This is a genomic window from Janthinobacterium psychrotolerans (assembly GCF_001677885.1).
GTDB lineage: Bacteria > Pseudomonadota > Gammaproteobacteria > Burkholderiales > Burkholderiaceae_D > Janthinobacterium > Janthinobacterium psychrotolerans.
The window spans coordinates 84,873-109,015 of sequence record NZ_LOCQ01000049.1 but is presented as its reverse complement, the minus strand read 5'-3'; the positions used below and the strand labels follow the sequence as shown (position 1 = coordinate 109,015).

Here is a 24,143-nt window from a genome sequence, read left to right as displayed (position 1 = left end):
CTCGCCGTACTGGCGTACTGTCTTCGTCGCTGCGCCTTGCCCTCGACATTTTTCAGGCCCGCTTGGCCCGGTGGGCCTTTGCGTGCGACAGTGGCGTCATCCGACAACAATCTTGGCCCGCAACGGAAAACGGCACCCGCAGGTGCCGTTTTGCATTGTGTAATAATTAAATCACGACTGGTGCCGCTTCAATACCTTGGTCACCAGGTCGCCATCCTCCGTCTTCGGCGCGTCTTTCATGCTGCCCAGCTGCAAGGTGAACTGGCGCGTGAATTCGGCGCCGAGGAAAAAGATCTGCGCCGAATAATAAATCCAGATCAGCAGGGCCACCAGCGAGCCCGCCGCGCCATAGCTGCTGGCCACGCCGCTGTTGCCGATGTAGACACCGATCGCGTACTTGCCCAGAGAAAACATGAAGGCCGTACCGAGCGCACCGATCACCACGTCGCGCCAGGACAGGCGCACACGCGGCAGCATCTTGTAGATGACGGCGAACAGGCAGGCGATCACGCCAAAGCCGAGCAGGTTGGAAATGACGGAAAACAGCACGGCGGCGTCTTTCCAGTGGCCTTCCCAGTAGTTCTCCAGAATAGCCATGGCCGCGCTGATCACCAGCGACACCATCAGCAGAAAGGCCAGCACCAGCACCAGGCCGAACGACAGCAGGCGCGTGCGCACCATATCCCAGGCGCCCGCTTCCTTCAGGGCCGGTACTTGCCAGATCTCGTCGAGACTGGCCTTCAGTTCGGCAAACACGCTGGTGGCGCCGAACAGCAGCAGGGCGCCGGCAATCAGTGTCGCGATGCGGCCCTGCTCGTGATTCTGGGCACCGGCCAGTACCAGCTGGATCGCTTCGGCGCCTTGCGTGCCCAGCAAGCCTTGCAGCTGGGACATCAGCTCGCCGCGCGCGGCGGCCGGGCCATAGAAGAAGCCGGCGATGGCGATCACCAGCACCAGGATGGGGGCAACGGAAAACAGGGTGTAATAGGCGAGGGCGGCGCCCTTGCTGGACGCGCGGTGTTCCAGCCATTCGGTGACGGAGCAGACAACGACGCTGCGCATCGTCTTGCCCAGCGGCGCCAGCCTGGCCAGGCGGGGATTGCGACTAGAAATATTCATGCGTGGCTTTCAATGAAAAAAAGGGGCCGCAGCCCCTTTTTTTGAACAGTGGCGTACCACTCAGACGAGATTATTGCACGCGGCGTTCGATCGTGATTTGCTCGACTTCCACGCGGCGGTTAGGCTCCAGGCACTTGATCAGGTCAGCACGTTTCTTGTTATCGCAGGTAACGACCGGATTGGTCGAGCCCTTGCCTTCGGCGCTCAGGCGATTCGACGCGATACCTTTGTTCACCAGGTAGACCTTGACTGCATCAGCACGTTGCTGCGACAGCTTCTGGTTGTACTTGGCCGAGCCGATACGGTCGGCATAGCCGCTGATGACGACGTTGTTCACATCCGGTGCAGCGGTCAGCACGCGAGCGATCTCGTCGAGCTTGGTCTGGGTCGGTGCCAGCTTGGCGCTGTCGAATGCGAACAGTTCGGTCGCCGACATCGTCACTTTTTCAAAGCGTGGCGCTGGTGGCGGCGGTGGTGGTGGTGGCACGACCACGACGACTTCTTCACGCACTGGCGGCGGTGGCGCTGGTTGCGCTGCGACTGGCGGCTTGTCGAAAGCGTAGTTCAGGCCGACGTTGACATACCAGTTGCTCGATTTGCTTTCTGGGAAGGTATTGCCGCGCAGGAAGCCGTGTACATTACGCACGTCCATCTGGGTCGACCACTGGTCGGTCAGTTTGCTCTGGAAACCCAGGCCCAGGTTGGCGTAAGGCGAGCTCTTGGTGCGTTCGCCCAGGGGGCCGTTGTCCTTGTCGCGCTGCATGCCGGCGCCGACGACGACGAACGGTGCGAAGCCAGGGTTACGGTTGAAGAAATACAGGCCATCGACGCCCAGCGTGTTCTGCTGGTAGCGGTTGCCATTGTCTTTCGAACGGGTGTAGGTGGTGCCGAACTGCACGTCCCACTGTGGCGAAACAGGCTTACCAAAACGCAGACCGGCGCCGTAGCCAGTTTTGTCGGAGGAGAAACTCGAATCTGGTTTCGAAGCATTAATGCTTGGTTGAATATACCAGGACGGATTGATTTCCTGAGCCTGTGCGCCGATGGACGAGCACAACACGGCGGCGGCAACGGCGATTTTTTTTAAATTATTCACAAGTAACTCCCAACGTTAATAGAGATTTTTTCTTAACACATCAAACGGCCAGATGGTCTGCGTTCTACTGCAACAACAATTCCAGATGCGCATGTTTGGTTTGAATGCACTGCTGTTGGATTGGAGAATACGTTTCCAGGTTCAACCGGTCGGTGCGTTAGCGCACAAAGCATTGTTGTATATCAATCGTGTTGCAGAACCGCGACAGAAACAACGGTAATACAGAATAAATCGTTTGCTTCCTTGCAGCTTGCCGCAGCGCAGGCGCCTGAGGGTACGGCGTCAACCGTACAACTGCCGCCATGTCGACCCCTGTATATTAGCAATGATGGTGAGCTTGCCAACTTATACATCAGTGTTAGTACGGCCCCACCTGTTCAGTCTGCTTTCCGCTGTCCAACCAGGAGCGCGCCGTGCCCAACCTCCCTGCCACATCCATATTGCTGTGCCTGGCGACTGCCCTGAGCTTCGGCTTGCCCACGGCAGCAGCCGGCGCCGACGCCGGCGTGACCAGCTTTTCGCCCAGCGGCAGCGTCAAGGCCGTGCGCCAGGTGCGGGTGCGGTTCGCCTCGCCCATGGTGCCGTTCGGCGACATGGCGCTCGCGGCGCCGTTTGCCGTCGATTGCGGCAAGGCCGATCCGGCGGTGGTGGCGGGCACGGGGCGCTGGGCCGATGAGCGCAACTGGACGTATGACTTCGAGCGCGACTTGCCCGGCGGCGTGGCCTGCAGCTTTGCCTTGAGGGCGAACCTGCAGGACCAGGCAGGGCAGGCCGTGCAAGGGCAGGCCAGCTACCGCTTTGCCACCGGCGGGCCGGCCATCGTCGAAGCGGCGCCCTATGACGGCCAGCCGCAGATCGATGAAAACCAGATTTTCGTGCTGGGGCTGGACGCCGTACCCGATCAGGCCAGCGTAATCGCCAACGCCTATTGCCGCGCCGACGGCATCAATGAAAAGATCGCCGTGCGCGTACTGCAGGGCCAGGAACTCGAGCAGATCCTGACCCTGCGCAAGGGTTTTCTGGAGCGCTACCTGACGCTGTACTTCAAGGCGCGCGGCAGCGTGTGGAAGGCCGGCATGCCGGTGCGCAGCAAGGGCGCGCCGCCGCTGCCGGTCACCGTACTGCAATGCAGGCGCAGCTTTCCGGCCAACGCCAAGGTGTCGCTGGTATGGGGCGTGGGCATTGCCAGCGCGAATGGTGCCGGCATCGCCACCGACCAGGCGCAGACCCTGAACTTCAGGACGCGGCCCGACTTCACGGCCCGCTTCAGCTGCCAGCGCAGCAGTGCGAAAGCGCAGTGCGTTCCCTTCCTGCCGATGCGGGTGCAGTTTTCGGCGCCCGTGAAAGCGGCGCTGGTGCGCGCAATGACCTTGACAGGCGCTGGCCAGAGCTGGCAGCCGAGCGTGGCCGATGGCGAAGACAGGGCCGAATTCCTTACCACAGCGACCTTCAACGGGCCGTTTCCCGAACAGGCCAGCCTGGTGCTGGCGCTGCCGCCCGGGATGCAGGATGACGCTGGCCGCAAGCTGCTCAACCGCACGCGCTTCCCGATGACGGTGCGCACCGGCGAGCAGCCGCCGCTGCTGAAGTTCCCGGCGCCATTCGGCATTGTCGAAGCGAAGGGCGATGGCTTGCTGCCGGTCACGGTGCGCAATGTCGAACCTGTCCTGTCGGGCAAGGAAGTTGCCACTGCCGACGGCGCCAGCGGCGCCACCCTGCGCGTGCCCGACAACGACGACAAGTTCATCATCGACTGGATGCAGCGCCTGGCCGGCGAGGGCAAGGCCAGCGAGTACTGGCAGCCGTCCGCGCAATCTGCGAGTACCATGCAAAAATCCCTGCTCGAAGGCAGCCCCGGCGCGCGCGCCATCAGGCTGCCGCGTCCGTCCGGCAAGAAGACCTTCGAAGTGATCGGCATACCGCTGGCCCGGCCCGGCTTTTACGTGGTGGAACTGGCCAGTCCCATGCTGGGCAAGGCCTTGCAGGGCAAGCCAAGCGCGGCCTATATACGCACCGCCGCGCTGGTAACGAATATGGCGGCCCACTTCAAGCATGGCGCGCAATCGTCCCTGGTATGGGTCACTTCGCTCGACAAGGGCGCCCCGGTGGCGAAGGCGCAGGTGGCCGTGCGCGACTGCGCCGGCAAGCTGCTGTGGCAGGGCGTGACCGACAACCACGGCGTGGCGCACATCCGCGAAGAGCTGGCCAAGCCCGGCTGCAAGTACAACAGCCATTATTTTGTCAGCGCGCGCAGCGGCGGCGACATGACCTTTACCTTGTCGGACTGGGTCGGCGGCATCGAAGCGTGGCGCTTCAACCTGCCGACCGACGACACGCGCGCCGACAACACCGTGCTCGCTACCGTGTTTGACCGCAGCTTGCTGCGCGCCGGCGAAACCGTGCACATGAAGCATTTCATCCGCAAGCATACGGAGCAGGGCTTCGAACTGGCCGGCAAGGGCAATGGCCCGGGCAGCGCCACGTCGGTGGTGATTGCGCATATGGGCAGCGAGCAGAAGTACGAGCTGCCGCTGCGCTGGTCAGCCAGCGGCGCGGCCGAGAACGACTGGCTGATCCCGCTGGACGCCAAGCAGGGCCAGTACCAGGTCAGCATGGCCGGCAAGCCGTCCGGCAGTTTCCGTGTCGAAGCGTTCCGCGTGCCGACCATGAAGGCCGTGTTGCAAGGACCAAAAACAGCGGCGGTGCAGGCGTCCAGCGTCAGCCTTGACGCGCAGATCAATTACCTGGCCGGCGGCGCCGCCACCCATGCGCCCGTCACGCTGCGCACGCTGCTGCAGGACAAGCAAGTGACATTCGCCGACTATGCCGGCTACAGCTTCAGCAATGGCGATGTGAAGGAAGGCCTGGTCAGGCAGGGTACGGAACAGGAAGACGACGATGGCGAAGGCGGCGGGCCATGGCAGGATGAAGGCCAGGGCCAGAGCGGCGGCGCACAGGCGGCGCGCACGCAAAGCCTGAACCTCGACCAGGCCGGTGGCGCGCGCATCATGGTCGATCAGTTGCCCAAGCTGTCCACGCCGCGCGACCTGGTGGCCGAGCTGGCGTTCCAGGACGCCAATGGCGAAACGGCCACGGTCGCCACGCGCGTGCCGCTGTGGCCGTCCAGCGTGGTAATCGGCATCAAGCCCGACGCCTGGGCCTTGAGCCGCGATCAGTTCAAGTTCACGGTGGCCGTGCTGTCGACCGGCGGCAAGCCGGTCGCCAATGCGCCGGTGGCGGTCGACTTTTTCCAGCGCAACAGTTATTCGCATCGCCGGCGCCTGCTGGGCGGTTTTTATGCGTATGACAACAGCAGCGAGATCGTCAAGCTGAGCCAGGCTTGCACCGGCAACACCGACGCCAAAGGCTTGCTGCTGTGCGAGGTGAAAGCGCCGGCCAGTGGCAACCTGATCTTGCGCGCCAGCACGCGCGATGGCGCCGGCCGCGCGGCGGTGGCCAACCGCGACACCTGGGTCGCCGGCAGCGGCGACTGGTGGTTCGACGCCAGCGACAATGACCGCATCGACGTGCTGCCGGAAAAGAAACGCTACGAACCGGGCCAGGACGCCAGCTTGCAGGTGCGCATGCCGTTTCGCGCCGGCACGGCCCTCATCACGGTCGAGCGCGAAGGCATCCTCGACACCTATGTGCGCCAGTTGAACGGGCGCGAACCGGTGGTGGCTATCCCCGTCAAGCCGAACTACGCGCCCAATGTCTACGTATCGGTGCTGGTGGTGCGCGGGCGGGTCGATGGCGTGCAGCCCACCAGCCTGGTCGACCTGGGCAAGCCGGCCTACAAGATGGGTATTGCGCCCCTGAACGTGGGCTGGCAGGCGCATGAATTGCGGGTGATGGTGGTGTCCGACAAGGAAGTGTATAAAACGCGCGACCAGGCCGAGGTGTCGGTGCGCGTGCGCCGCGCCGATGGCCAGGCGCTGCCGGCCGGCGCCGAAGTGGCGCTGGCCGCCGTCGACACGGGGCTGCTGGAACTGATGCCCAACGATAGCTGGCAGTTGCTCGACACCATGATGGCGCGCCGCAGCCTTCAGGTGGAAACGGCGACCGCGCAGATGCAGGTGATCGGCAAGCGCCATTTCGGCCGCAAGGCTTTTCCGGCCGGCGGTGGCGGCGGCAAGGGCGCCAGCCGCGAGCTGTTCGACACCCTGCTGTTCTGGAAAGCCACGGTCAAGCTCGATGCCAAAGGCGAGGCAACCGTGCAAGTGCCGCTGAACGACTCGCTGACCGGTTTTCGCATCGTCGCGATCGCCAGCGCCGGCCAGCAGTTGTTCGGTACCGGCAGCACGGATATTCGCAGCTCGCAAGACCTGATCATCATGTCGGGCCTGCCGGCGCTGGTGCGCGAAGGCGACCAGCTGCGCGCCGGCTTTACGGTACGCAATACCTCGGCCGCAGGACTGAACGTGGAGCTGAACGCCACGGCCGCCGGCAAGGCGCTGCCACGCCAGAGCCTGACCTTGGCCGCCGGCGAAGCGCGCGAGACCGGCTGGGATTACCAGGTGCCGCTGGGCGCGGCCAGCGTGGTGTGGCAAGTGAGCGCGAAAGCCGGCGGGCGCACCGATCAGTTGAAAATCACGCAAAAGGTGGCGCAGGCCACGCCCGTGCGCACTTACCAGGCCACCTTGGTGCAGCTCGACAGGCCGCTCAATATCGCCGTGCAGCAGCCGGCCGGCGCCTTGCCGGGCCGCGGCGGCATCCGTACCAGCTTTGCCGCCAGGCTCGGTGGCGATTTGCCCGGCGTGCGCGACTACATGCAGGCCTATCCCTATACCTGTTTCGAGCAGAGCAGCTCGAAAGCGATTGCGCTGGGCGACCAGGCGCTGTGGCAGGCCACCGTTGCCAGGCTGCCGGCCTATCTCGATGCGGACGGCTTGCTGAAGTATTTCCCCTCGATGGAGCAGGGCAGCGACAGCCTGACCGCGTATATCCTGTCGGCCAGTGCGGAAGCGGGCTATGCGATACCGCAGCAGGCGAAGAACCGCATGGAGGAAGCCCTCACCGCCTTTGTGCAGGGGCGCATCGTGCGCCATTCGGCGCTGGCCACCAATGACCTCGCGGTGCGCAAGCTGGCCGCGCTGGAAGCGCTGTCGCGCTCGGGCAAGGTGCCGCCCGACGCCCTGGCGTCGATCAGCATCGCGCCGAATCTGTGGCCGACCTCGGCCGTGATCGACTGGTCTTTGTTATTGCAGCGTACGCCGAAACTGGCGCGCCGCGACGCCCTGCTGGCCGAAGCGCAGCAGATCCTGCGTAGCCGCCTGAATTTCCAGGGCACGACCATGGGCTTTTCGACCGAGCGCAAGGACAACTGGTGGTGGCTGATGGTGTCCGGCGACGTCAACGCCAACCGCCTGCTGCTGGCCGTGATGGACGACCCGGCGTGGAAAGACGATATCGGCCGCCTGGTGCGTGGCAGCCTGGGCCGCCAGAAGCAGGGCCGCTGGAATACCACGGTGGCCAATGCCTGGGGCACGCTGGCGATGGCGAAGTTCTCGGCGAAGTTCGAGTCGATCCCGGTGACGGGCGCCGTCGCCGCCAAGCTGGGCAGCGACACGCAAACCCTGGTCTGGAACCCGGCCGGCAAGCTCGGTCCCTTGCTGCAGGCCTGGCCGGCAGGCAAGGCCAACCTGGGCCTGGCCAACAGCGGCACCGGCAAGCCCTGGGCCATCGTGCAAAGCCTGGCGGCCATTCCGCTCAAGGCGCCCCTGGCCAGCGGCTACACGATCAGGAAAACCGTGACCCCGGTCGAACAGAAGACGGCCGGCACATGGTCGCGTGGCGACATCTACCGCGTGCGCCTCGACTTGTCGGCCCAGGCCGACATGAGCTGGGTGGTGGTCGACGATCCGATTCCGGCCAGCGCCAGCGTGCTGGGCAATGGATTGGGACGCGATTCGGCGCTGGCCACCGCAGGCGAGAAAGTCTCGGGCTGGGTCTGGCCGACATACGAGGAGCGCGCCTTTGACGCCTTCCGCGCCTATTACGCCTTTGTGCCGAAGGGCACGTGGAGCGTGGAATATACGGTGCGCCTGAACAATGCCGGCGACTTCAGCTTGCCGGCCACCCGCATCGAGGCGATGTACGCACCTGAAATGTTTGGCGAAATCCCCAACGCCAGCCTCAAGGTGGCGCAGTGAAACGAGTGCTGATGGCCGTGCTGTGCGCCAGCCTGGCGCTACCTGGCTGGGCTGCGCCGATACCGACGCCGGCCCAGGTGCAAGCCGCCTATTGCAGCTCCGAAGCGCAGTTGCTCGACCGTGGCGGCGAGGGCTTGCAATCGCTGCGGGTGGATATGGCAGCGCGCCGCCTGCCGTGGGTGGCGCTGGCCGATATCTCGCCGGCCCTGCAGCAGGCGGTGCTGCTGGCCGAAGACCAGCGCTTTATGCGCCATGGCGGTGTCGATATTGGGGCGGTGGCGACGGCGGCCTGGGACAACCTGTTTTCCAGCAAGGCCAGGGGCGCTTCGACCATCACCATGCAGCTGGCGGGCCAGCTCGAGCCGGCATTGCAAGCGTCAAGGACCGGCCGCAGCCTGGGCCAGAAATGGGACCAGATGCGCGCCGCGCGCGCGATCGAAGCGCGCTGGAGCAAGGCGCAGATTTTTGAGGCGTATCTGAACCTGGTGTCGTTTCGCGGCGACCTGCAAGGTGTCGGTGCCGCCTCAAACTATCTGTTCGGCAAGGCGCCATCGGGCCTGAACCAGACCGACGGCATTATCCTCGCCAGCCTGGTGCGCGCACCGAACGCGCCGCTGGCGGCGGTGACGCGGCGTGCCTGCGCGCTGGCGCAGGAGTGGCGCATGGACAGCAGCTGCCAGCTGATCGGCCAGCGCGTGCAGACGGCTTTACAGCGCAGCAAGCAATTCGCGCAAGCCGCGCCGGCGCCGCAAGTGGCGCGCCAGTTGCTCAAACAAGCCGGTGCGCAAGTGGCCAGCACCCTGGACGGCGCGCTGCAGCGCTTTGCGCAGGACTATCTGCGCCAGCAGCTGGCCTCGCTGCGCGAGCGCAATGTCAACGACGGCGCCATTATCGTGCTCGACAACCGCAGCGGCGAAATCCTGGCCTATGTCGGCAATGCGGGCGGCAGCGAAGTCGATGGCGTCGTCGCGCCGCGCCAGGCCGGCTCGACCCTGAAACCATTTTTATACGGCCTGGCCATCGAGCGCCGGCTGCTGACGGCGGCGTCCGTGATGGACGACACGCCCATCGATATCGCCACCGGCGCCGGCATGTACGTGCCGCAAAACTACGACCGCCATTTCAAGGGCCATGTCAGCGCCCGCACCAGCCTGGCCAGCTCGCTCAATATCCCGGCCGTGCGCACGGTGCTGCTGACGGGCCAGGACAGTTTTTACAATCGCCTGAAGGATCTGGGGCTGTCCAGCCTGAGCGAGCCGGCCGAATACTATGGCCCGTCACTGGCGCTGGGCTCGTCCGAAGTGACCCTGCTGGAACTGGCCAACGCCTACCGCGTGCTGGCCAATGGCGGCCTGTACAGCACCGCCAGCGTGCGGCCGGGCCAGGCCGGCGCAGGCAAGCTGCGCGTGATGGACGCGGGCGCGGCCTTTATCGTCGGCGACATCTTGTCCGACCGCGCCGCGCGCAGCATGACCTTTGGCCTCGCCAATGAGCTGGGCACGAATTTCTGGAGCGCGGTGAAAACCGGCACCAGCAAGGACATGCGCGACAACTGGTGCGTCGGCTATTCCGAGCGCTATACGGTGGGCGTGTGGGTCGGCAATTTCGACGGCCAGCCCATGTGGGACGTATCGGGCGTGACGGGCGCCGCCCCGGTCTGGCATGACATGATGGCCTATCTGCACCGGCAGCTGGCCAGCCAGGCGCCCAGGCCGCCCGCAGGCGTGCTGCAGCAGGCCGTGCGTTACCTGCCGGCGTTCGAGGCGCCGCGCCGCGAATGGTTTATCGCCGGCACCGAAAGCGCCGTGATTGCCGCGCTGGACGACACCGTGCGCCCGCCCGCCATCGTCTACCCGGCCGACGACAGCATCCTCGCCATCGATCCCGATATTCCACAGCATTTGCAACGTGTGTTCTTCCGCGCGCAGGCCGGGCAGGGCTTGCGCTGGCGGCTCGATGGCAAGGATATGGGGCCGGCCGGTGACAGCCTCGGCTGGAAGCCTGCGCCGGGCAAGCATGCTCTGGTGCTGGTCAACGCCAGCGGCAAGACGGTGGCGCGGTCAGCGTTCGAGGTGCGGGGCAACGCGCTGGCGCGGCGCTAGCCGCCAACGCCTATTGCGCTCGCTTCGGTGGCGGCGCCACGCCCATATTGCTGCTTGAACCTTTTTTGTCGTCTGGATTTTGCATGCTGGGCGGTGGCGGCGGCATCGGCGTACCCTGTTTGTTGGGGTTGTTGTGCGCCTCGGACTGCACTTTTTTGGTCGGCTTCATGGCGTTTTTCTGTTCCCGCTTGTCCAGTTTGCCCGCAGGATCCTGGATTTTTTCCGCTTCGCCATTTTGTGGCGTGCTGGTGTTGTCACGCATCGGTGCATCGACTGGCGGCTTGGTGTTCGACTGCGCTTGTGCCAGGGACGCCGCGCCGGCCAGCAGGGCTGCGAACATCAGTGAGGATGATTTCATGGGAAACCCCTTTTGACATGGATTAAAGAAGTCCCATTCTGTCATCCGTAGCGGGCGCGGCAAGTAGGAGCACACCCCTGTGCCGTGTGGGTGCATGCCTTGCCCGCGTGCCTGGCCAGCCCCGTACAGGCGAGGCAGTGCTTCACGGCGCGCTGATAATCTTCTGCAGCGCGATGCGCTGCGCGGGCAGCACCTTGCCGTCCACGTCCAGCTTGTCGGTCATGATCAGGCCAAAGCCCTGGGCATACCAGACATGGTCTCCGCTGCGGCCTTTGCTCTTGCCGCCGACATCGTGCAGTTCGAACTTGCAGGCGTCGGGAAAGCGGCGTCCGCCCAGTTCCAGGCGTTCCCAGCCGAGGAAGGTCATCGAGAATTCGCGCTCGTCGCTGCGTATCGTGGCGGTGTTCTTGCCGGACTGGCCGGGCGAGGCCTGGTCGCTGCCGGTCTCGGTGTCCGTGAATCGCACGCGCACTTGCTGGCCGGGGCGCATCTTGACGGGAATCGATGTGTGTGGCGTGTAGACATTGTTGCTGCGCACCGTGCCGTCCTGGTTGTAGTAAGTCATGCCGGCCAGTTGCACCTGGCCATCGCGGATATCCTGGTAGTAGGTGGCCAGCAGTACGTCGTCGTCGATCAGCAGCTGCGTGCCATGGAGCCGCCTGCCCGCGAAGGTCGCCTCTACGTTGGCTTGCACGTCGCCATTATTCTTGCTGAACTTGATACCTGGCGTCAGCGCCATGCACTCGCCCACCGTGGGCGGCGCTGCTTGTACACCCGGCGCTGCCAATATTCCTGCCGCCACGATTGCGCACCATGCTGTTTTCATTGTTATCCCGGCTAGCTTGTAAAATCGCAATGATAGCCTGTCGCGCAACAAGCTGGCGCTGGGTTAGGCCTGGGCTGTCAGTGCCTTAAAAATCGATAATGAGATATCATTATCGTTAGTGGCGCAAGTCTCGCCGTTTGTTCATGTATCCTGAAAGGCCGGTTTTGGCACCCTTTATTTCCTCACTTCTGTTATTCATGAGTACCAGTATTGCGGCCGCGGCCGCCATCGACGTGTTGCCCCCCGCGCCAGCCTGGCATGGCGCCAGCGAGCGGCTGGCGGTCGCTGCCACTGACCGCCTGGCGACGCCGCTGGAACGCTCGAATTTCCTTGTGTCGCCCGACTACGCGCAGACGATGGCCTATGTATACTCGCTCAGTGCGGCCTCAAGCCTGATCACTGTCCACCCTTTCGGCAGGAGCTACCAGGGCCGCGAGCTGTTCTATGTGCTGGCGAAAAAGCCGGCGAACAGCACTGGCGATAAAAAGCCGGTGGTACTGGTGCAGGCTGGCATACATTCCGGCGAGATCGACGGCAAGGATGCCGGGCTGATGTTGCTGCGCGATATCGCCCTGCGCGGCCGCGATGACCTGCTCGACCGGGTCGACCTGGTGTTTATTCCCATCCTGAATGTCGATGGTCATGAAAATGCGAGCGCAGACGGGCGCCCGCACCAGCGTGGACCGCAGATAAAAGGCGCGCGCACCAATGCGCAGGGGCTGGACCTGAACCGCGATTACGCGCGCCTGCAGTCGCCGGAAATCGCCGCCGTCGTCCGGCTGCTCAAGCAATTCGACCCGGCCTTGTATATCGACGTGCATGTCAGCGACGGGGTCGACTATCAATATGACGTCACCTACACCTTTGCCGGCTGGGGCACTTATGCGCGCTCCAGGGCCACGGCCGACTGGCTGATGCGGGACTACCACGCCGATATCGATGCGGCGCTGGCAAGACAGGGCCATGTGCCGGCGATCTACCCGAGCTGGGTCAATGAAGAAATGCCGCACCTGGGCTTGCGCATCAGCGCCGAAGGGCCGCGCTATTCCACCGGCTATGGCGACTTCACGGGGGTGCCGACGGTGCTGGTCGAGAACCATGCGATGAAGCCGTACCAGCGGCGGGTGCTGGGCACCTATGTGCTGCTGGAACAGTCCTTGAAAACCGTCGGCCGCGACCAGGCGAAGATCGCCGCGGCCAAGGCGCGCGACCGCGCGGCGCGGCCGGCGCAGCTGATGGTGCGCTGGGAGCGCGAAGCGGCGCCGTTCACGCGGCAGGCGTTCAAGGGCTATCGCTACGAATCGTATGTCTCGCCGGCCTCGGGCGCCACCGAGCTGCGCTGGACCGGCGAGCCGGTCACCCTCGACATGCCGGTCTTCGGCGTGCGGTCGATGCACGAAGTGGCACTGCCGCGCGCCTGGTGGATAGGACCCGAGCAGCAGGAAATCATCGCCTCCCTGCGCGCCCACGGCGTTGCCATGGAAGTGATGGATGCGCCGCGCACCGTCGCGGTCGAGGCCGTACAAATGATGTCGGGCAAGGAGAGGAAAGACTTGCGAAGGGTGCAAAAGAGCGTCAGCTTGCCGGCGGGAGCCGTACGCGTGCCCGCCAGCCAGCCTGTCCATCTGCTGGCGGCGGCCCTGCTGGAGCCGGGCAGCGATGACTCTTACCTGGCCATGGGCTGGTTCGACCAGGCGCTGCCGCCCGAGTCGCCGATCGCGCGCCATTTGCTGGCGCCCTGGGCCGACCGCATGATGGAAACGAGTCCGGAATTGCGCGCCGCGTTCCAGGCTGCGCTGGCCGGCGATGCCGCACTGGCCACCGACCCGCAGGCGCGGCTGCGCTGGTGGCGCGACCGCTCGCCTTATCGCGACCGCGCCCGCTGGACGTATCCGGTGTTGATGGAACGCAACTGACCGCTTATTGCATGGTTGCCGGGGTGGTCGGCGGCACGGTCGGCATCGGTGCGACCGGCGCGCCGGGAATTGCCGGCGGGCTCAAGGTGCCGGGTACGGGCTGGGTATTGGGAGTGTCCGCAGGCATAGGCGCCGGACGCTGCTGCTTGTCGCGTTTCATCGTACGCTGGACTTTGGCTGGGCGTTCATGCTGGCGCATCTTGCTGCCTGGCATGGGTTTGCCCTTGTTGTCCAGCTTGTCGGACTCATCGGACTGCTGGCCCGGTTCGCGCTGGTTGTTGACGTGGTTGCCGGTCTGGTTCAGGTTGGTGGTCGACTGGGCTTGCACCCAGGCGCCGCCCACGGTCATCAGGGTGGCGGAAAGCAGAAGCGCGGCGGTTTTCATGGTGGTGTTCCTGTAAAAAGTTACTTGATGATGGGATTGTCACATGCGTATCCCGGCACGCAAGTAGGAGGCCGCCTCATGAATGTGTGGGCCGATGCCTTTCTTGACGGACACGTATGGGCGGCCTGCGGCGATCGCTGCCTGGGTGCTTCAGCGCCCTGGCGAGCCTGGCGGCGTGGTGCTGGTATTGCCGGTCCCGGTCCCGGTTCCGGTCCCGGTTCCGGTTCCGCCGGTGCCTGATGTACCCGAGGTGCCCGACGTTCCTGATGACCCCGAGCTGCCTGTCGAGCCGCTACCGGTATTGCCCGTGCTGTCCTGGGTGCCGGTGCGTCCTGCGCTGCCGCCCGACTGGCCGGCGCTGCCCGAGGTGCCGCCGCCCGAATTGCTGCCACGGTTGACGTCGCTGCCCGCAGCCTGGCTGCGCCTGGATTTCTTTTTCTGCTGCATGGCCTTGTCGCCCGTCTGCTTGTCCGTCTGGTTGCCCGAGGTCGGCTGCGCATCCTGCTGCGTGCTGCCGGTGCCGCCCGTGGTGGTGGTGGTGTTCGACTGCGCCTGGACGAAGGCGCCTGCGCTGGCCAGCAGCATGCCGGCAAGAATCATTGAGGATTTCATGGGAGCTCCTTGAGATGAGAAAGAAGGAGCCGCCATTTTTGCATGGCGCCGGCGCCGCGCAAGTAGGAATACGGCGCTGCGCGCTGTGAGCGCATGGCTGGCCGCGGCGCAGGCGTCAGCGGAACTGCTCGGTTGAAATGTCGAAACGCTTGAGCTTGTCGTACAGGGTTTTTTTCGGGATATTCAGCGACGTGGCCGCCTCGATCACATTGCCGTTATGGCGCCGCAGGGCCTCTTCGATAATCGAGATTTCAAACGCGTCGACCTGCTCGGCCAGCGACGCTTCGCGGCAGCCGGCCGGGCTCAGGGTGTCGTCCAGCAAACCGAGCACGAAGCGGTCGGCCACATTGTGCAGTTCGCGCACATTGCCGGCCCAGCGCTGCGCCATCAACGAGCCCAGCAGTTCGCCGCTGACCAGCGCGGCCGGCTGGCCGTAGCGCAGCGCCGCCTGCAGCACGAAAAATTCGAACAGCAGTGGAATGTCTTCGCGCCGGTTGCGCAGCGCTGGCAGGGTGAGGCTGGCGACATTGAGGCGGTAATACAGGTCGGCGCGGAACTTGCCCTGTTCGGCCAGCACGTTCAGGTCTTCCTTGGCGGCGGCGATCACGCGAAAGTTCACGGAAATCAGCTTGTTCGAACCGAGCCGTTCGACCTGGCGTTCCTGCAGCACGCGCAGCAATTTTACTTGCAGCGCCAGCGGCATGCTTTCGATTTCATCGAGAAACAAGGTGCCGCCATTGGCGTATTCGATCTTGCCGATGCGCTGGCGCTGGGCGCCCGTAAACGCGCCTTCCTCGTGGCCGAACAGTTCCGATTCAAAGATCGACTCGGGCAGGGCGCCGCAGTTGATGGCCACAAAAGGGTGGTCGCGCCGCTCGCTGAAGTCGTGCAGGCAGCGCGCGATCAATTCCTTGCCGGTGCCGGTCTCGCCCAGGATAATGATGTCGGCGGACTTGGGCGCCAGGTTCAGCACCAGCTGGCGCACCTTGGCCATGGCCGGGCTGCGCCCCACGATGCGCGCCTCGATGCCGACGCGCTGCTCGAGCTGGCGCCGCAAATTCATGTTTTCCAGCACCAGGTGGCGCTTGTCGAGCGCACGCCGGCACACTTCGACCAGCAGGTCGGCCGAAAACGGTTTTTCGATAAAGTCGTAGGCGCCGCGGCGCATGGCGCCCACCGCCATCGACACGTCGCCATGGCCGGTCACCAGGATCACCGGCAGGCTGGCGTCCTGCGCCACGGCGATATCGAGCAATTTCAAGCCATCGATGCCGGGCAGCTTGATGTCGCTGAGTAAAATGCCGGCAAATTCCGGCACCAGGTGGGGCAGTGCTTCCTCGGCCGTGGCAACCGCCGTCACTTGCAGGCCGGCCAGTTCCAGCGACTGGCGCGCACCCTTGCGCACCACGGCGTCGTCTTCCACCAGCAGCACTTGCATGCCGTCGAAATTGTTCTCATGCATCCGTCTCGTCCTTGCTCTTGTTTTGCTCGCGCGTCAGCGTGATTGTAAACTGCGCGCCGCCGCCTTCGGCCGTCGATCGGTTGCGCACGGCCAGCGTGCCGCCGGCGGCGCGCACGATGCCGGCGCTGATCGACAAACCGAGGCCCAGGCCATGCTCCTTGGTGGTATGGAAGGGATCGAAAATGCGCTCCAGCGAGGCCAGCGGTATGCCGGGGCCATTGTCGGTGATGTGGATCACGGCCAGCGCGCCTTCGCTGCGCACCTGCAGCCAGATCTCCACCGGTTCGCTCTCTGGCACGGCATCCATGGCATTGGTGATCAGGTTGCTCAACACTTGCTCCAGACCGATGGCGTTGCACAGCACGACAAGCTCGTCCTCGGGCCAGCTTTCATGCAGGCGCAAGCGCTGCGCATTCTTGCGTGTGCGCACCTGCAGCATGGTTTGCGCAAACGCCTGGCGCACCGGCACGGGTTTCCTCGCATCGTCGCTGCGCCGCGCAAAGCCCTTCAATTGCGAGGTGACATAACCGAGCCGCTTGACCAAGTCGGAAATCGTCGACAGGTTGTCGAGCGCGTCATCGATGCGCCCGCGTGCCAAAAACACCCTGGCGTTGTCGGAAAAGGTTTGCAGCGCCGCCAGCGGCTGGTTCAGCTCGTGCGTGACGCCGGCCGCCATCTGGCCGATGGCCGCCAGCTTGCCGCTTTGCACCAGCTCGGCCTGGGCGTAGCGCAGGGTCTGCTCGGCCCGCTCGCGTTCGGCCACCTCGGCCTGCAGCCGACCGTTCGCATGCACCAGGTCGGCCGTGCGCTGGGCCACCTTGATTTCCAGCTGTTCATACGCCAGCGCCAGGGTCTGCTGCGCCTTGAGCTTGTCGGCGATACGGCGCCGGCGCTGGCGCGCGTACATCAGCGCCAGCATCAGCAGGGCCCAGCCCAGGGCCGCGCCGATGGCGGCATTGCGCGCCGCCTCGGCAACCTGGTCGAGCTCGGCCAGCACCGTGATCTGCCATTTAAGCGGACCGAGCGGACGATTGACGGCCAGATAGTCGGCGTCCAGCGTCAGCACGCTGGCGCCATCGGCAAACTGGCGCCGTACGCGGTGCGGCAGGATCGGCAAGTTTTCTTGCAGGAACTGGCGCTGGCTGCTGATGTCGCGCTTGGCCGCCGCCGACAGCGCCGCCAGGGTATTGAATTTGAAGGACGGCGTGCTGGCCAGGATGATCACGCCATTGGCGTCCTTGACCCAGATCTGCTCGCCGGCGCCCGGCGAGCGCCACGACTGCTCGATCCAGTCCAGGTTGACCTTGGCGGCGACGATGCCGATGATGCGCCCGTGGCGCACTACCGGCTGGGAAATGAAATAGCCGGCCTCGAAGGTGGAGGCGCCGATGCCGTAAAACCGGCCGATGCCGCCGGCAATGGCGTTCTTGAAATACGGCCGGAAGCCATAATTGACGCCGACATAGGAGCTGGCGTCCTGCCAGTTGCTCGACGCCAGCGTGGTGCCGCCGGCGTCGAGCACATATACGGCAAAGGCGCCGGCGCGGCGGTTGATATCGACCAGGTAGGCGTTCAGCTCGGTCACCCTGGCCGGCGTGGGCTGCTCGATCAGCTGCGCCACCGCCTCGCTCTGGGCCACGGCCAGCGGCAGGAACTCATATTTGTTGAGGGCGCCGCCGATCGAGGCCGCATACAGTTCGGCGCGCGAATCGAGGGTGCGGTGCAACTCGTCGAGCTGGCGCTGCTGGACCCAGGCGTGAGTGAACCAGGTCAGCGCCACCAGCGATATCAGCGAGGCGCCGGCCAGCACGGCGCTTGCCGGCGGCTTCAACCATTGCAGGCGCTGGAACAGGTTCAATCCGCGGTGCTGGCCATGGTTTCCGCATGGTGATGGCGTTGCTGCTCTTCCATCACCATCTCGCCCAGCATGCGTTTCAAACGGTTGAACTCGGGGTCGCTCGGGTCGCGCGGGCGCGGCAGGTCGATCGCCACGTCGCGCTTGATGGTGCCCGGGCGGTAGGTCATGACGATGGTGCGGTCGGCCAGGTAGATCGATTCCTCGATCGAGTGCGTCACAAAAACGATGGTGGTGCCGAAGACTTTCCAGATTTTCAGCAATTCATCCTGCAAATTTCGCCTGGTCAAGGCGTCGAGCGCGCCGAACGGCTCGTCCATCAGCATGATCGGGGAGTCGAGCGCCAGCACGCGGGCAATCGCCACGCGCTGGCGCATGCCGCCCGACAAGTCTTTCGGAAAGCGCAAACGAAATTCCGTCAGCCCCAGCATGTTCAGCAGCATGTCGACGCGTTCGCGGATCTCGGCCGGCGGCTTGCCGGCGATCTCCAGACCGAACGCGATATTGCTCTCGATCGACATCCATGGAAACAGCGCATATTCCTGGAACACCATGCCGCGATCCGGACCCGGGTCGGTGATCAGCTTGCCGCCAGCCAGGATCTGGCCGGAAGTGGGCTGCGAAAAGCCGGCAATCGCGTTGAGCAGGGTCGACTTGCCGCAGCCGGACGGCCCCAGCAGGCAGATGAACTCGCCGCTGGCGATATCGAGGTTGATGTCCTTGAGCGCAATGACATCGCTGCCGCCGGTGGTAAATACCTTGTTGACTGCGTTGATATTGATGGTGGTCATGGCCGTTCCTCTCAGTGTTCCAGGCCGCGGTGCCACTGCAGCAGATGATTATTCAGGGCATTCATGGCGATATCGATGGCCAGGCCAAACAGGCCGATGGTAAACATGCCGGCAATAATTTTATCGGACCAGAAATACTCGCGCGCTTCGAGGATGCGGAAGCCCAGGCCACTATTGACGGCAATCATTTCCGCCACGATCACGACGATAAACGCCGTGCCCATGCCGATGCGCGCACCGGCCAGGATGTACGGCGTGGCCGCCGGCAAGATCACGCGGCGAAACATCGTCATCTGGCTGGCGCCCAGGTTGCGGGCGGCGCGGATATAGATGCCGTCGACCTGGCGCACGCCGGCGATCGTGTTCATCAGCACCGGGAAGAAGGAGCCGATGCTGATCAGGAAGAAGGCGGGCGGATTGCCCAGGCCAAACCACAGGATCGCCAGCGGAATATAGGCGATCGGCGGAATCGGGCGCAGCACCTGCACCAGCGGGTCGAACAGTTTATAAATGGTCTTGTTGGTGCCCATCAACAGGCCCAGCGGCAAGGCCAGGCCGGCGCCGATGGCAAAGCCGCCCAGCACGCGCGACAGGCTGGCCCAGGCGTCGTGCGGCAGTTCGCCCGAGAACATCCACACCAGGTAGTTGCCGGCTTCGGGGGTGTAGGCTTCCATCGGGATCAGGTATTCAACCCATTTCACCACCACCGCCACCGGCGAGGGCAGGATCTGCGGATTGATCCAGCCAAAGGTGGACATGGCCTGCCACAGCAGCAGCATGGCCACCGGCACGACGGCGCCGTGCGCGAAACGTTTCATCATTTGTACATTCATCGTCAGCTTTCCAGTGTTAGCGTGGTGCGTAGGATTTCTTGGCTTTTTCCAGCAGGTCCAGCTTGACCCAGTCCCTGGCGGCAGGCGGCCTGGTCATGCGGCCGACGCCGAACTTCACCATATAGTCGGTGGTCAGCTGCACGTGGCTCTGGGTAATGTCTTCCGTAAAGATGGCATTGTCGATGGCGTCGCGATAGTCCTCGCTGGTGATCTGGTTCTTGAACATCGATTCACGCACGTATTTTTCCGCCAGTTTCGGGTCGGCCAGGAAGGCGCGGGTGGCGGCGACAAAGCAGTCCATGAAGCGCTGCGCCACGGCCGGTTTTTCCTTGTACATTTTTTCCGTCATCACCAGGGCGCGCACCGGCTCGCCCAGCGGCGTGTCGTAGGGTTTCAGGATGGCGGCGCCATATTGCTTGTGGATCGCCTGCGTCGAATACGGCTCGGACTGGCTCATGACATCGATGTCCTTCGTCAGCAGCGCCTGGTTCAGGTCAGGGTAGCCCATGTACAGGATCTGCACGTCCTTGCCCGGTTTGTCCGACCAGGTCAGCTTGGCCTTGGTCAGTTCGGCAAACAGCAGGATCTCCTGCGGCCCGCCGCGCGTGACGCCGACTTTCTTGCCTTTCAGGTCGGCGATGCCCTTGATATTGAGGTCCGGGCGGCCGACGATCTGCACGCCGCCCTTGGCAAAGCCGCCCACCAGGTAGACCGGCAGGCCGGTGGCGCGGCCGGTGATGGCCGCTTCGAGCGCGCTGGCCGACACGTCGATCTCGCCGGCGATCATGGCCGGCACGATGTCGAGACCCTTGGCGAAGATGCGCTCCTCGATCTTCAGGTCAAATTTGGGGGCGATTTCCTTCATGTAGGCCACCGCGCCGTAGTGGGCGAATTTCAGGTTTCCCAGGCGCACCAGGTCGGCGGCGTGGACGGACAGCGGCCATTGCGCGGCCAGCGCAACGGCGACGGCCAGCGCTCTGGTATTGAACAGGGACGAAAAAACGGACGAAACGCGGGCAGGGTGGGTCATGCTGTCTCCAAATGGATGATGTGTGCGGGCTGCTCTGACGGCGGCCATGTCAACACAAGAGCATCTTTCGTGCCAGTGAAACGCATTTTGCGGCGAATGGCAAGTGATTGTTTCTAAACGTTAATTAGTGGCGCGCACAAAACGTTTTCCGGTCGCTGTCGGTTTTCCCGCACGCAGGGCGGGAAAAATGTGCGGGTAGCCGCACTGACGCAAGCTAAATTGAGACAGATCAATACGATCGCGGTGAACCTGCTGGCTTGCATCGACTCCAAGCATAAAAAAACGCGTTGGATCGCTGATCGCAACGCGCAACTCCCCCGAGGAGTGGGGGCGCGCCGCGCGATGGCTGTGATGTTCTTGCTGCGCGGCGCCAGATAAAACGAACTACATCATGGGGATTACTTGGCCGGCGGCGTGGCTGGTGGCACGGCCGGCGTGGTGGCTGGATCGGTCAGCGGTGCCGGGGTCACGCCAGGCGCCGTTTCAGGCGTGGTGGCGGGCGCGGCCGGATCGACCGGGGCTGGTGTCACGGCCGGTGCGGTGGCCGGTGGCGCCGCTTCCGGCATCGGTGCGTCGGCGGGTTTCTTGCACGCGGAGAGACTGATCAGGGCCGTGGCGGCCAGCAGATAAGGCATTTTCATCATGATGATTCCTTTGCAAAGTCGGGTTGGAAGATGCTGGCTGGTTCATCTACAGGCAGGGGCCGTGCCAGTCATCGAGCTTGGGCGCCAGGCAGTGCAACAGATGTGTGCCTGACGATCAGCTTGATTTTATGTCAAGGCAGTTGATGTATCTGTTCGCCATCGCACGTTCAGCAGGGAATGAAAACGCCATACTGGTTTCAGACGGAAGACAAGAAAATCATCGCATTTAGTTCCGCACAGAAATATTTTTAACTTTCTTGATCTTACTGCTCACTAATGTTCGTTAACGCACAGACCGAGATCGCCCAGACGGGCATTCTTTGGTCAGACGTCTGGAATTAGTGATTTCCTGGCACACACCAGGTACTCAGCAATTCAGGCTACCGGCAATCGTTTACAAGGAGTATTCAAATGCATGCAATGACCCAGTCTCACGTGAAGAGCGAAATGAAGGCAGCGCACCAGGAACTTCGTGGATCCCAAATGGGATCCCAAAAGGGCTCCTCAATGGCAATGGTAGAGCGTGCGGCCCCGATCCCCCCGGAGCGCATGAACCCGATTTCCATGGCTCCCATCGAGCGCGTACGTTCCACCTCGGCCACGCTGCGCCGTATTGAAAACATGCAAAAGCTGATCGGCGAACTGTCGATGCACGAAATGCTGGCTGACGAAATCGCCTGGTTCCTGAAATTCTCGCCGTCCGGCGCCCGCAAATACATCCGCGACCTGCGCGAAGCGGGCGTGATCGAACTGGCGCGCTATATCGAAGGCACGGCCACCTACCTGGGCAAGGCCGTGTACCAGCTGACCCCCGACCCTGAGCGCGTGCGTGCTTTCCTGGCCGCCATCGTCCAGCCAAAACGCGAAGGCGCGCCACCGCGCAAGGATCGTCCGGGCCTGCGCGAGCAGAGCATGGCAGGCAGCGGCCGTCACTTCCACATCCTGGCCGATGACACGCATTACGCGATCCGCGTCAACCGTGGTCCGGTCACGCGCGATCCGCTGGTTGCCGCCCTGTTCGGCGCGCCACAGCAAAAAAGCGAGGCATAAGGGCTGCACGCCGGACGGGCCTTGTGGCCTGCCGGCGGCGTAATGAGAGTAACTACCACTATCATTGCGATGCGTAGTAACAAAGCCGGGTTGATGCCCGGCTTTTTGCATGGTGGCGGCGTGTTGTGCGGCGATTGAAAAGATGGCAATCAGCCCCATCTTGGCTGGACTGCCTCAACCAGGAGTTCCTGCCGTGCCTGATTTCGCCCACCTGTGTTCCACTTGCCCGAGCCGGATGCCAGCATGAACCCTTTGCTGTGGCTAGCCCTCGTCACCATCGCCATCGTGCTGTCGCTGTGGCTGCCCGGCTGGCGTTTGAAGCGCGCCTTGTCGCGCCCGCTGTCAGCGGCCGCGCTGGCCATTATTGAAGGCAATATCCCCGTCTATCGCCATATGCCGGCGCCGCTGCAGCAGCAATTGCAGCGGCTGGTGGTGCAGTTTTTGTATCAGAAAAAGTTTGTCGGCTGCGGCGGCCTGGAGATCACCGACGAGATGCGCCATACCATCGCTGGCCAGGCGTGCTTGCTGCTGCTCAACCGCGACACCCTGGTTTATCCCGAGCTCGACACGATCCTGGTCTACCCCAACGAATTTGTCGTCACGCGCGATGAAGTGGGGCCGGGCGGCGTGGTCACGCCGTCGGCCAATGGCCTGCTCGGTGAATCGTGGGGCGATGGCCGGGTGGTGCTGGCCTGGGACCATGTGCAGCGCGGCGCCGCCGACTGGACCGACGGCCAGAACGTGGTGCTGCATGAGTTCGCCCACCAGCTCGACAGCGAATCGGGCGCCGCCAATGGCGCGCCGTACTTGCCCAATGTGACCAGCTACCGCAGCTGGGCCACGGTGCTGTCGCGCGACTTCGACAATCTGCGCCACGACGCCATCTACCACCAGCACAGCGTGATGGACCATTACGGCGCCACCAATCCGGCCGAGTTCTTTGCCGTCGCCACCGAAACGTTTTTTGAAAAACCGTACCAGATGGCCGAGCATCATGGCGAGCTGTATGGCGAGTTTCTCAAGTTTTACAAGGTCGATCCGCGCGACTGGGCCGAGCCGCCCACCGAACCGCAGCAGATGCATTCGCCATTTTCAAACTACGCCGCGCAATGACAAGACGATATTGCGGGCCTTGACGCCTGCGTTGATTGTTCCGGCAGTGTGCGCAAGCGTACAGTCGCGATCGGGCCGCAGGCGCACGCTATGCATGGTGGCGCCTGCGCGCCTATCATCGACCAGCGACCAGGAGAACCATCATGGCACGTATTCTTGCAGGGCATTTCCAGTTACAGGACGAAGTCGACGCGGCGCGCGCGGCGCTGGTCCGGGCCGGCTTTCCCGACAGCCGCATCAGCGCCTTCTTTGTCAACCAGCCAGGCCAGCATGACCTGCACGAACTCGGTGGCGACCGCGACATGTCGCCGGGCGCCAGGGAAACGCCGGAAGGCGTGGCCGAAGGCGCCGCCGTCGGTGCGGCGGTCGGCGCCGGCGTCGGCGCGGCCACCGTGCTGGCGACCGGCCCGCTCGGCCCGGTGGTGGGGGCGCTGGTCGGCGCCCACGTCGGCTCCTTGTACAGTTTTAACAAAATGAAGGGCGCCGGCGAGTCCGAAGAGGTGGCGCCGGGCGAAGGCGGCCCGCATGAAAACCTGCGCCGTCCGCGCCAGCCCGGCATGATGATCGCCGTGGCTGTCGGCGGCGACGAGGACGGCGAGCGGGCGCTGGCCACCTTGCGCCAGCTGGGCGCGCAGAACATCGAGCAGGCCGAAGGCCATATCGTCAATGGCGACTGGGAAGACTTCGACCCGCTCAGCATCCCCGTGCGCGTGGCTTGACGCGGCGATAAATAAAAGCGCGCCGCGCTTGCGCACCGTGAACCCTGTTACTATTAATCGAAATAGTGCCGACAGGGATG

General features: G+C 63.8%; 18 protein-coding genes. 6 read left to right on the top strand and 12 right to left on the bottom strand.

Annotated elements, in window-relative coordinates; all coding sequences use genetic code 11:
- Positions 1 to 171: 171 nt before the first annotated feature.
- Entirely contained in the window at positions 172 to 1,119 is a 948-nt protein-coding gene (locus ASR47_RS07940) for a YihY/virulence factor BrkB family protein (protein ID WP_082988809.1), read from the bottom strand.
- A gap of 70 nt (positions 1,120 to 1,189) precedes the next feature.
- On the bottom strand, positions 1,190 to 2,215 hold the full coding sequence (locus tag ASR47_RS07935; RefSeq protein WP_065307219.1) for an OmpA family protein: 1,026 nt from the start codon (positions 2,213 to 2,215) through the stop codon (positions 1,190 to 1,192).
- Between the two features lie 413 nt (positions 2,216 to 2,628).
- On the opposite strand from ASR47_RS07935, the gene ASR47_RS07930 reads away from it, so the two are divergent.
- A complete protein-coding gene (locus ASR47_RS07930; RefSeq protein ID WP_245714293.1) occupies positions 2,629 to 8,367 on the top strand; it encodes an alpha-2-macroglobulin family protein in 5,739 nt (1,912 codons plus the stop codon).
- An 11-nt stretch (positions 8,368 to 8,378) separates the two neighbouring features.
- A complete protein-coding gene (gene pbpC, locus ASR47_RS07925; protein WP_065307218.1) occupies positions 8,379 to 10,469 on the top strand; it encodes a penicillin-binding protein 1C in 2,091 nt (696 codons plus the stop codon).
- Between the two features lie 10 nt (positions 10,470 to 10,479).
- Here the strand turns inward: pbpC and ASR47_RS07920 are convergent, their stop codons facing one another.
- Together ASR47_RS07920 and ASR47_RS07915 are read right to left on the bottom strand one after the other, a co-directional pair.
- Positions 10,480 to 10,827 (bottom strand): hypothetical protein, encoded by a 348-nt coding sequence (locus ASR47_RS07920; protein ID WP_150127718.1) that lies wholly within the window; start codon positions 10,825 to 10,827, stop codon positions 10,480 to 10,482.
- Positions 10,828 to 10,969: 142 nt separating this feature from the next.
- Complete coding sequence (locus tag ASR47_RS07915; protein WP_150127717.1) at positions 10,970 to 11,653, bottom strand: hypothetical protein; 684 nt, start codon at positions 11,651 to 11,653, stop codon at positions 10,970 to 10,972.
- Between the two features lie 197 nt (positions 11,654 to 11,850).
- On the opposite strand from ASR47_RS07915, the gene ASR47_RS07910 reads away from it, so the two are divergent.
- Positions 11,851 to 13,569, top strand: a complete 1,719-nt coding sequence (locus ASR47_RS07910; RefSeq protein ID WP_065307215.1) for a M14 family metallopeptidase — start codon at positions 11,851 to 11,853, stop codon at positions 13,567 to 13,569.
- A 4-nt stretch (positions 13,570 to 13,573) separates the two neighbouring features.
- Here the strand turns inward: ASR47_RS07910 and ASR47_RS07905 are convergent, their stop codons facing one another.
- The 8 genes from ASR47_RS07905 to ASR47_RS07870 all read right to left on the bottom strand — a co-directional run bounded on the left by ASR47_RS07905 (position 13,574) and on the right by ASR47_RS07870 (position 21,181).
- The gene (locus ASR47_RS07905; protein ID WP_065307214.1) at positions 13,574 to 13,954 is read right to left on the bottom strand and encodes a hypothetical protein; all 381 of its coding nucleotides are present in this window, start codon (positions 13,952 to 13,954) and stop codon (positions 13,574 to 13,576) included.
- Between the two features lie 150 nt (positions 13,955 to 14,104).
- Positions 14,105 to 14,566, bottom strand: a complete 462-nt coding sequence (locus tag ASR47_RS07900) for a hypothetical protein (RefSeq protein WP_150127715.1) — start codon at positions 14,564 to 14,566, stop codon at positions 14,105 to 14,107.
- A gap of 115 nt (positions 14,567 to 14,681) precedes the next feature.
- A complete protein-coding gene (locus ASR47_RS07895) occupies positions 14,682 to 16,028 on the bottom strand; it encodes a sigma-54-dependent transcriptional regulator (RefSeq protein ID WP_065307212.1) in 1,347 nt (448 codons plus the stop codon).
- Complete coding sequence (locus ASR47_RS07890) at positions 16,021 to 17,886, bottom strand: sensor histidine kinase (protein WP_245714292.1); 1,866 nt, start codon at positions 17,884 to 17,886, stop codon at positions 16,021 to 16,023. The genes ASR47_RS07895 and ASR47_RS07890 overlap by 8 nt, the downstream gene beginning before the upstream one ends.
- Positions 17,883 to 18,674: an ABC transporter ATP-binding protein gene (locus tag ASR47_RS07885; protein WP_065307211.1), complete on the bottom strand. Its 792-nt coding sequence runs from the start codon at positions 18,672 to 18,674 to the stop codon at positions 17,883 to 17,885. Before ASR47_RS07885 ends, ASR47_RS07890 begins: the two co-directional genes overlap by 4 nt.
- 11 nt (positions 18,675 to 18,685) lie before the next feature.
- Positions 18,686 to 19,507 (bottom strand): ABC transporter permease, encoded by an 822-nt coding sequence (locus ASR47_RS07880; RefSeq protein WP_065307210.1) that lies wholly within the window; start codon positions 19,505 to 19,507, stop codon positions 18,686 to 18,688.
- A 16-nt stretch (positions 19,508 to 19,523) separates the two neighbouring features.
- Positions 19,524 to 20,537 (bottom strand): ABC transporter substrate-binding protein, encoded by a 1,014-nt coding sequence (locus ASR47_RS07875; protein WP_065307209.1) that lies wholly within the window; start codon positions 20,535 to 20,537, stop codon positions 19,524 to 19,526.
- A gap of 398 nt (positions 20,538 to 20,935) precedes the next feature.
- The gene (locus tag ASR47_RS07870) at positions 20,936 to 21,181 is read right to left on the bottom strand and encodes a hypothetical protein (protein ID WP_065307208.1); all 246 of its coding nucleotides are present in this window, start codon (positions 21,179 to 21,181) and stop codon (positions 20,936 to 20,938) included.
- Between the two features lie 549 nt (positions 21,182 to 21,730).
- On the opposite strand from ASR47_RS07870, the gene ASR47_RS07865 reads away from it, so the two are divergent.
- The 3 genes from ASR47_RS07865 to ASR47_RS07855 all read left to right on the top strand — a co-directional run bounded on the left by ASR47_RS07865 (position 21,731) and on the right by ASR47_RS07855 (position 24,063).
- Positions 21,731 to 22,231 carry a winged helix-turn-helix domain-containing protein gene (locus ASR47_RS07865; RefSeq protein WP_245714291.1) on the top strand — a complete coding sequence of 167 codons (501 nt, stop codon included), beginning with the start codon at positions 21,731 to 21,733 and terminating at the stop codon, positions 22,229 to 22,231.
- 243 nt (positions 22,232 to 22,474) lie between these two features.
- Positions 22,475 to 23,344, top strand: a complete 870-nt coding sequence (locus tag ASR47_RS07860; protein ID WP_065307292.1) for a M90 family metallopeptidase — start codon at positions 22,475 to 22,477, stop codon at positions 23,342 to 23,344.
- Positions 23,345 to 23,487: 143 nt separating this feature from the next.
- Positions 23,488 to 24,063, top strand: a complete 576-nt coding sequence (locus ASR47_RS07855; RefSeq protein ID WP_065307206.1) for a hypothetical protein — start codon at positions 23,488 to 23,490, stop codon at positions 24,061 to 24,063.
- Positions 24,064 to 24,143 lie beyond the last annotated feature (80 nt).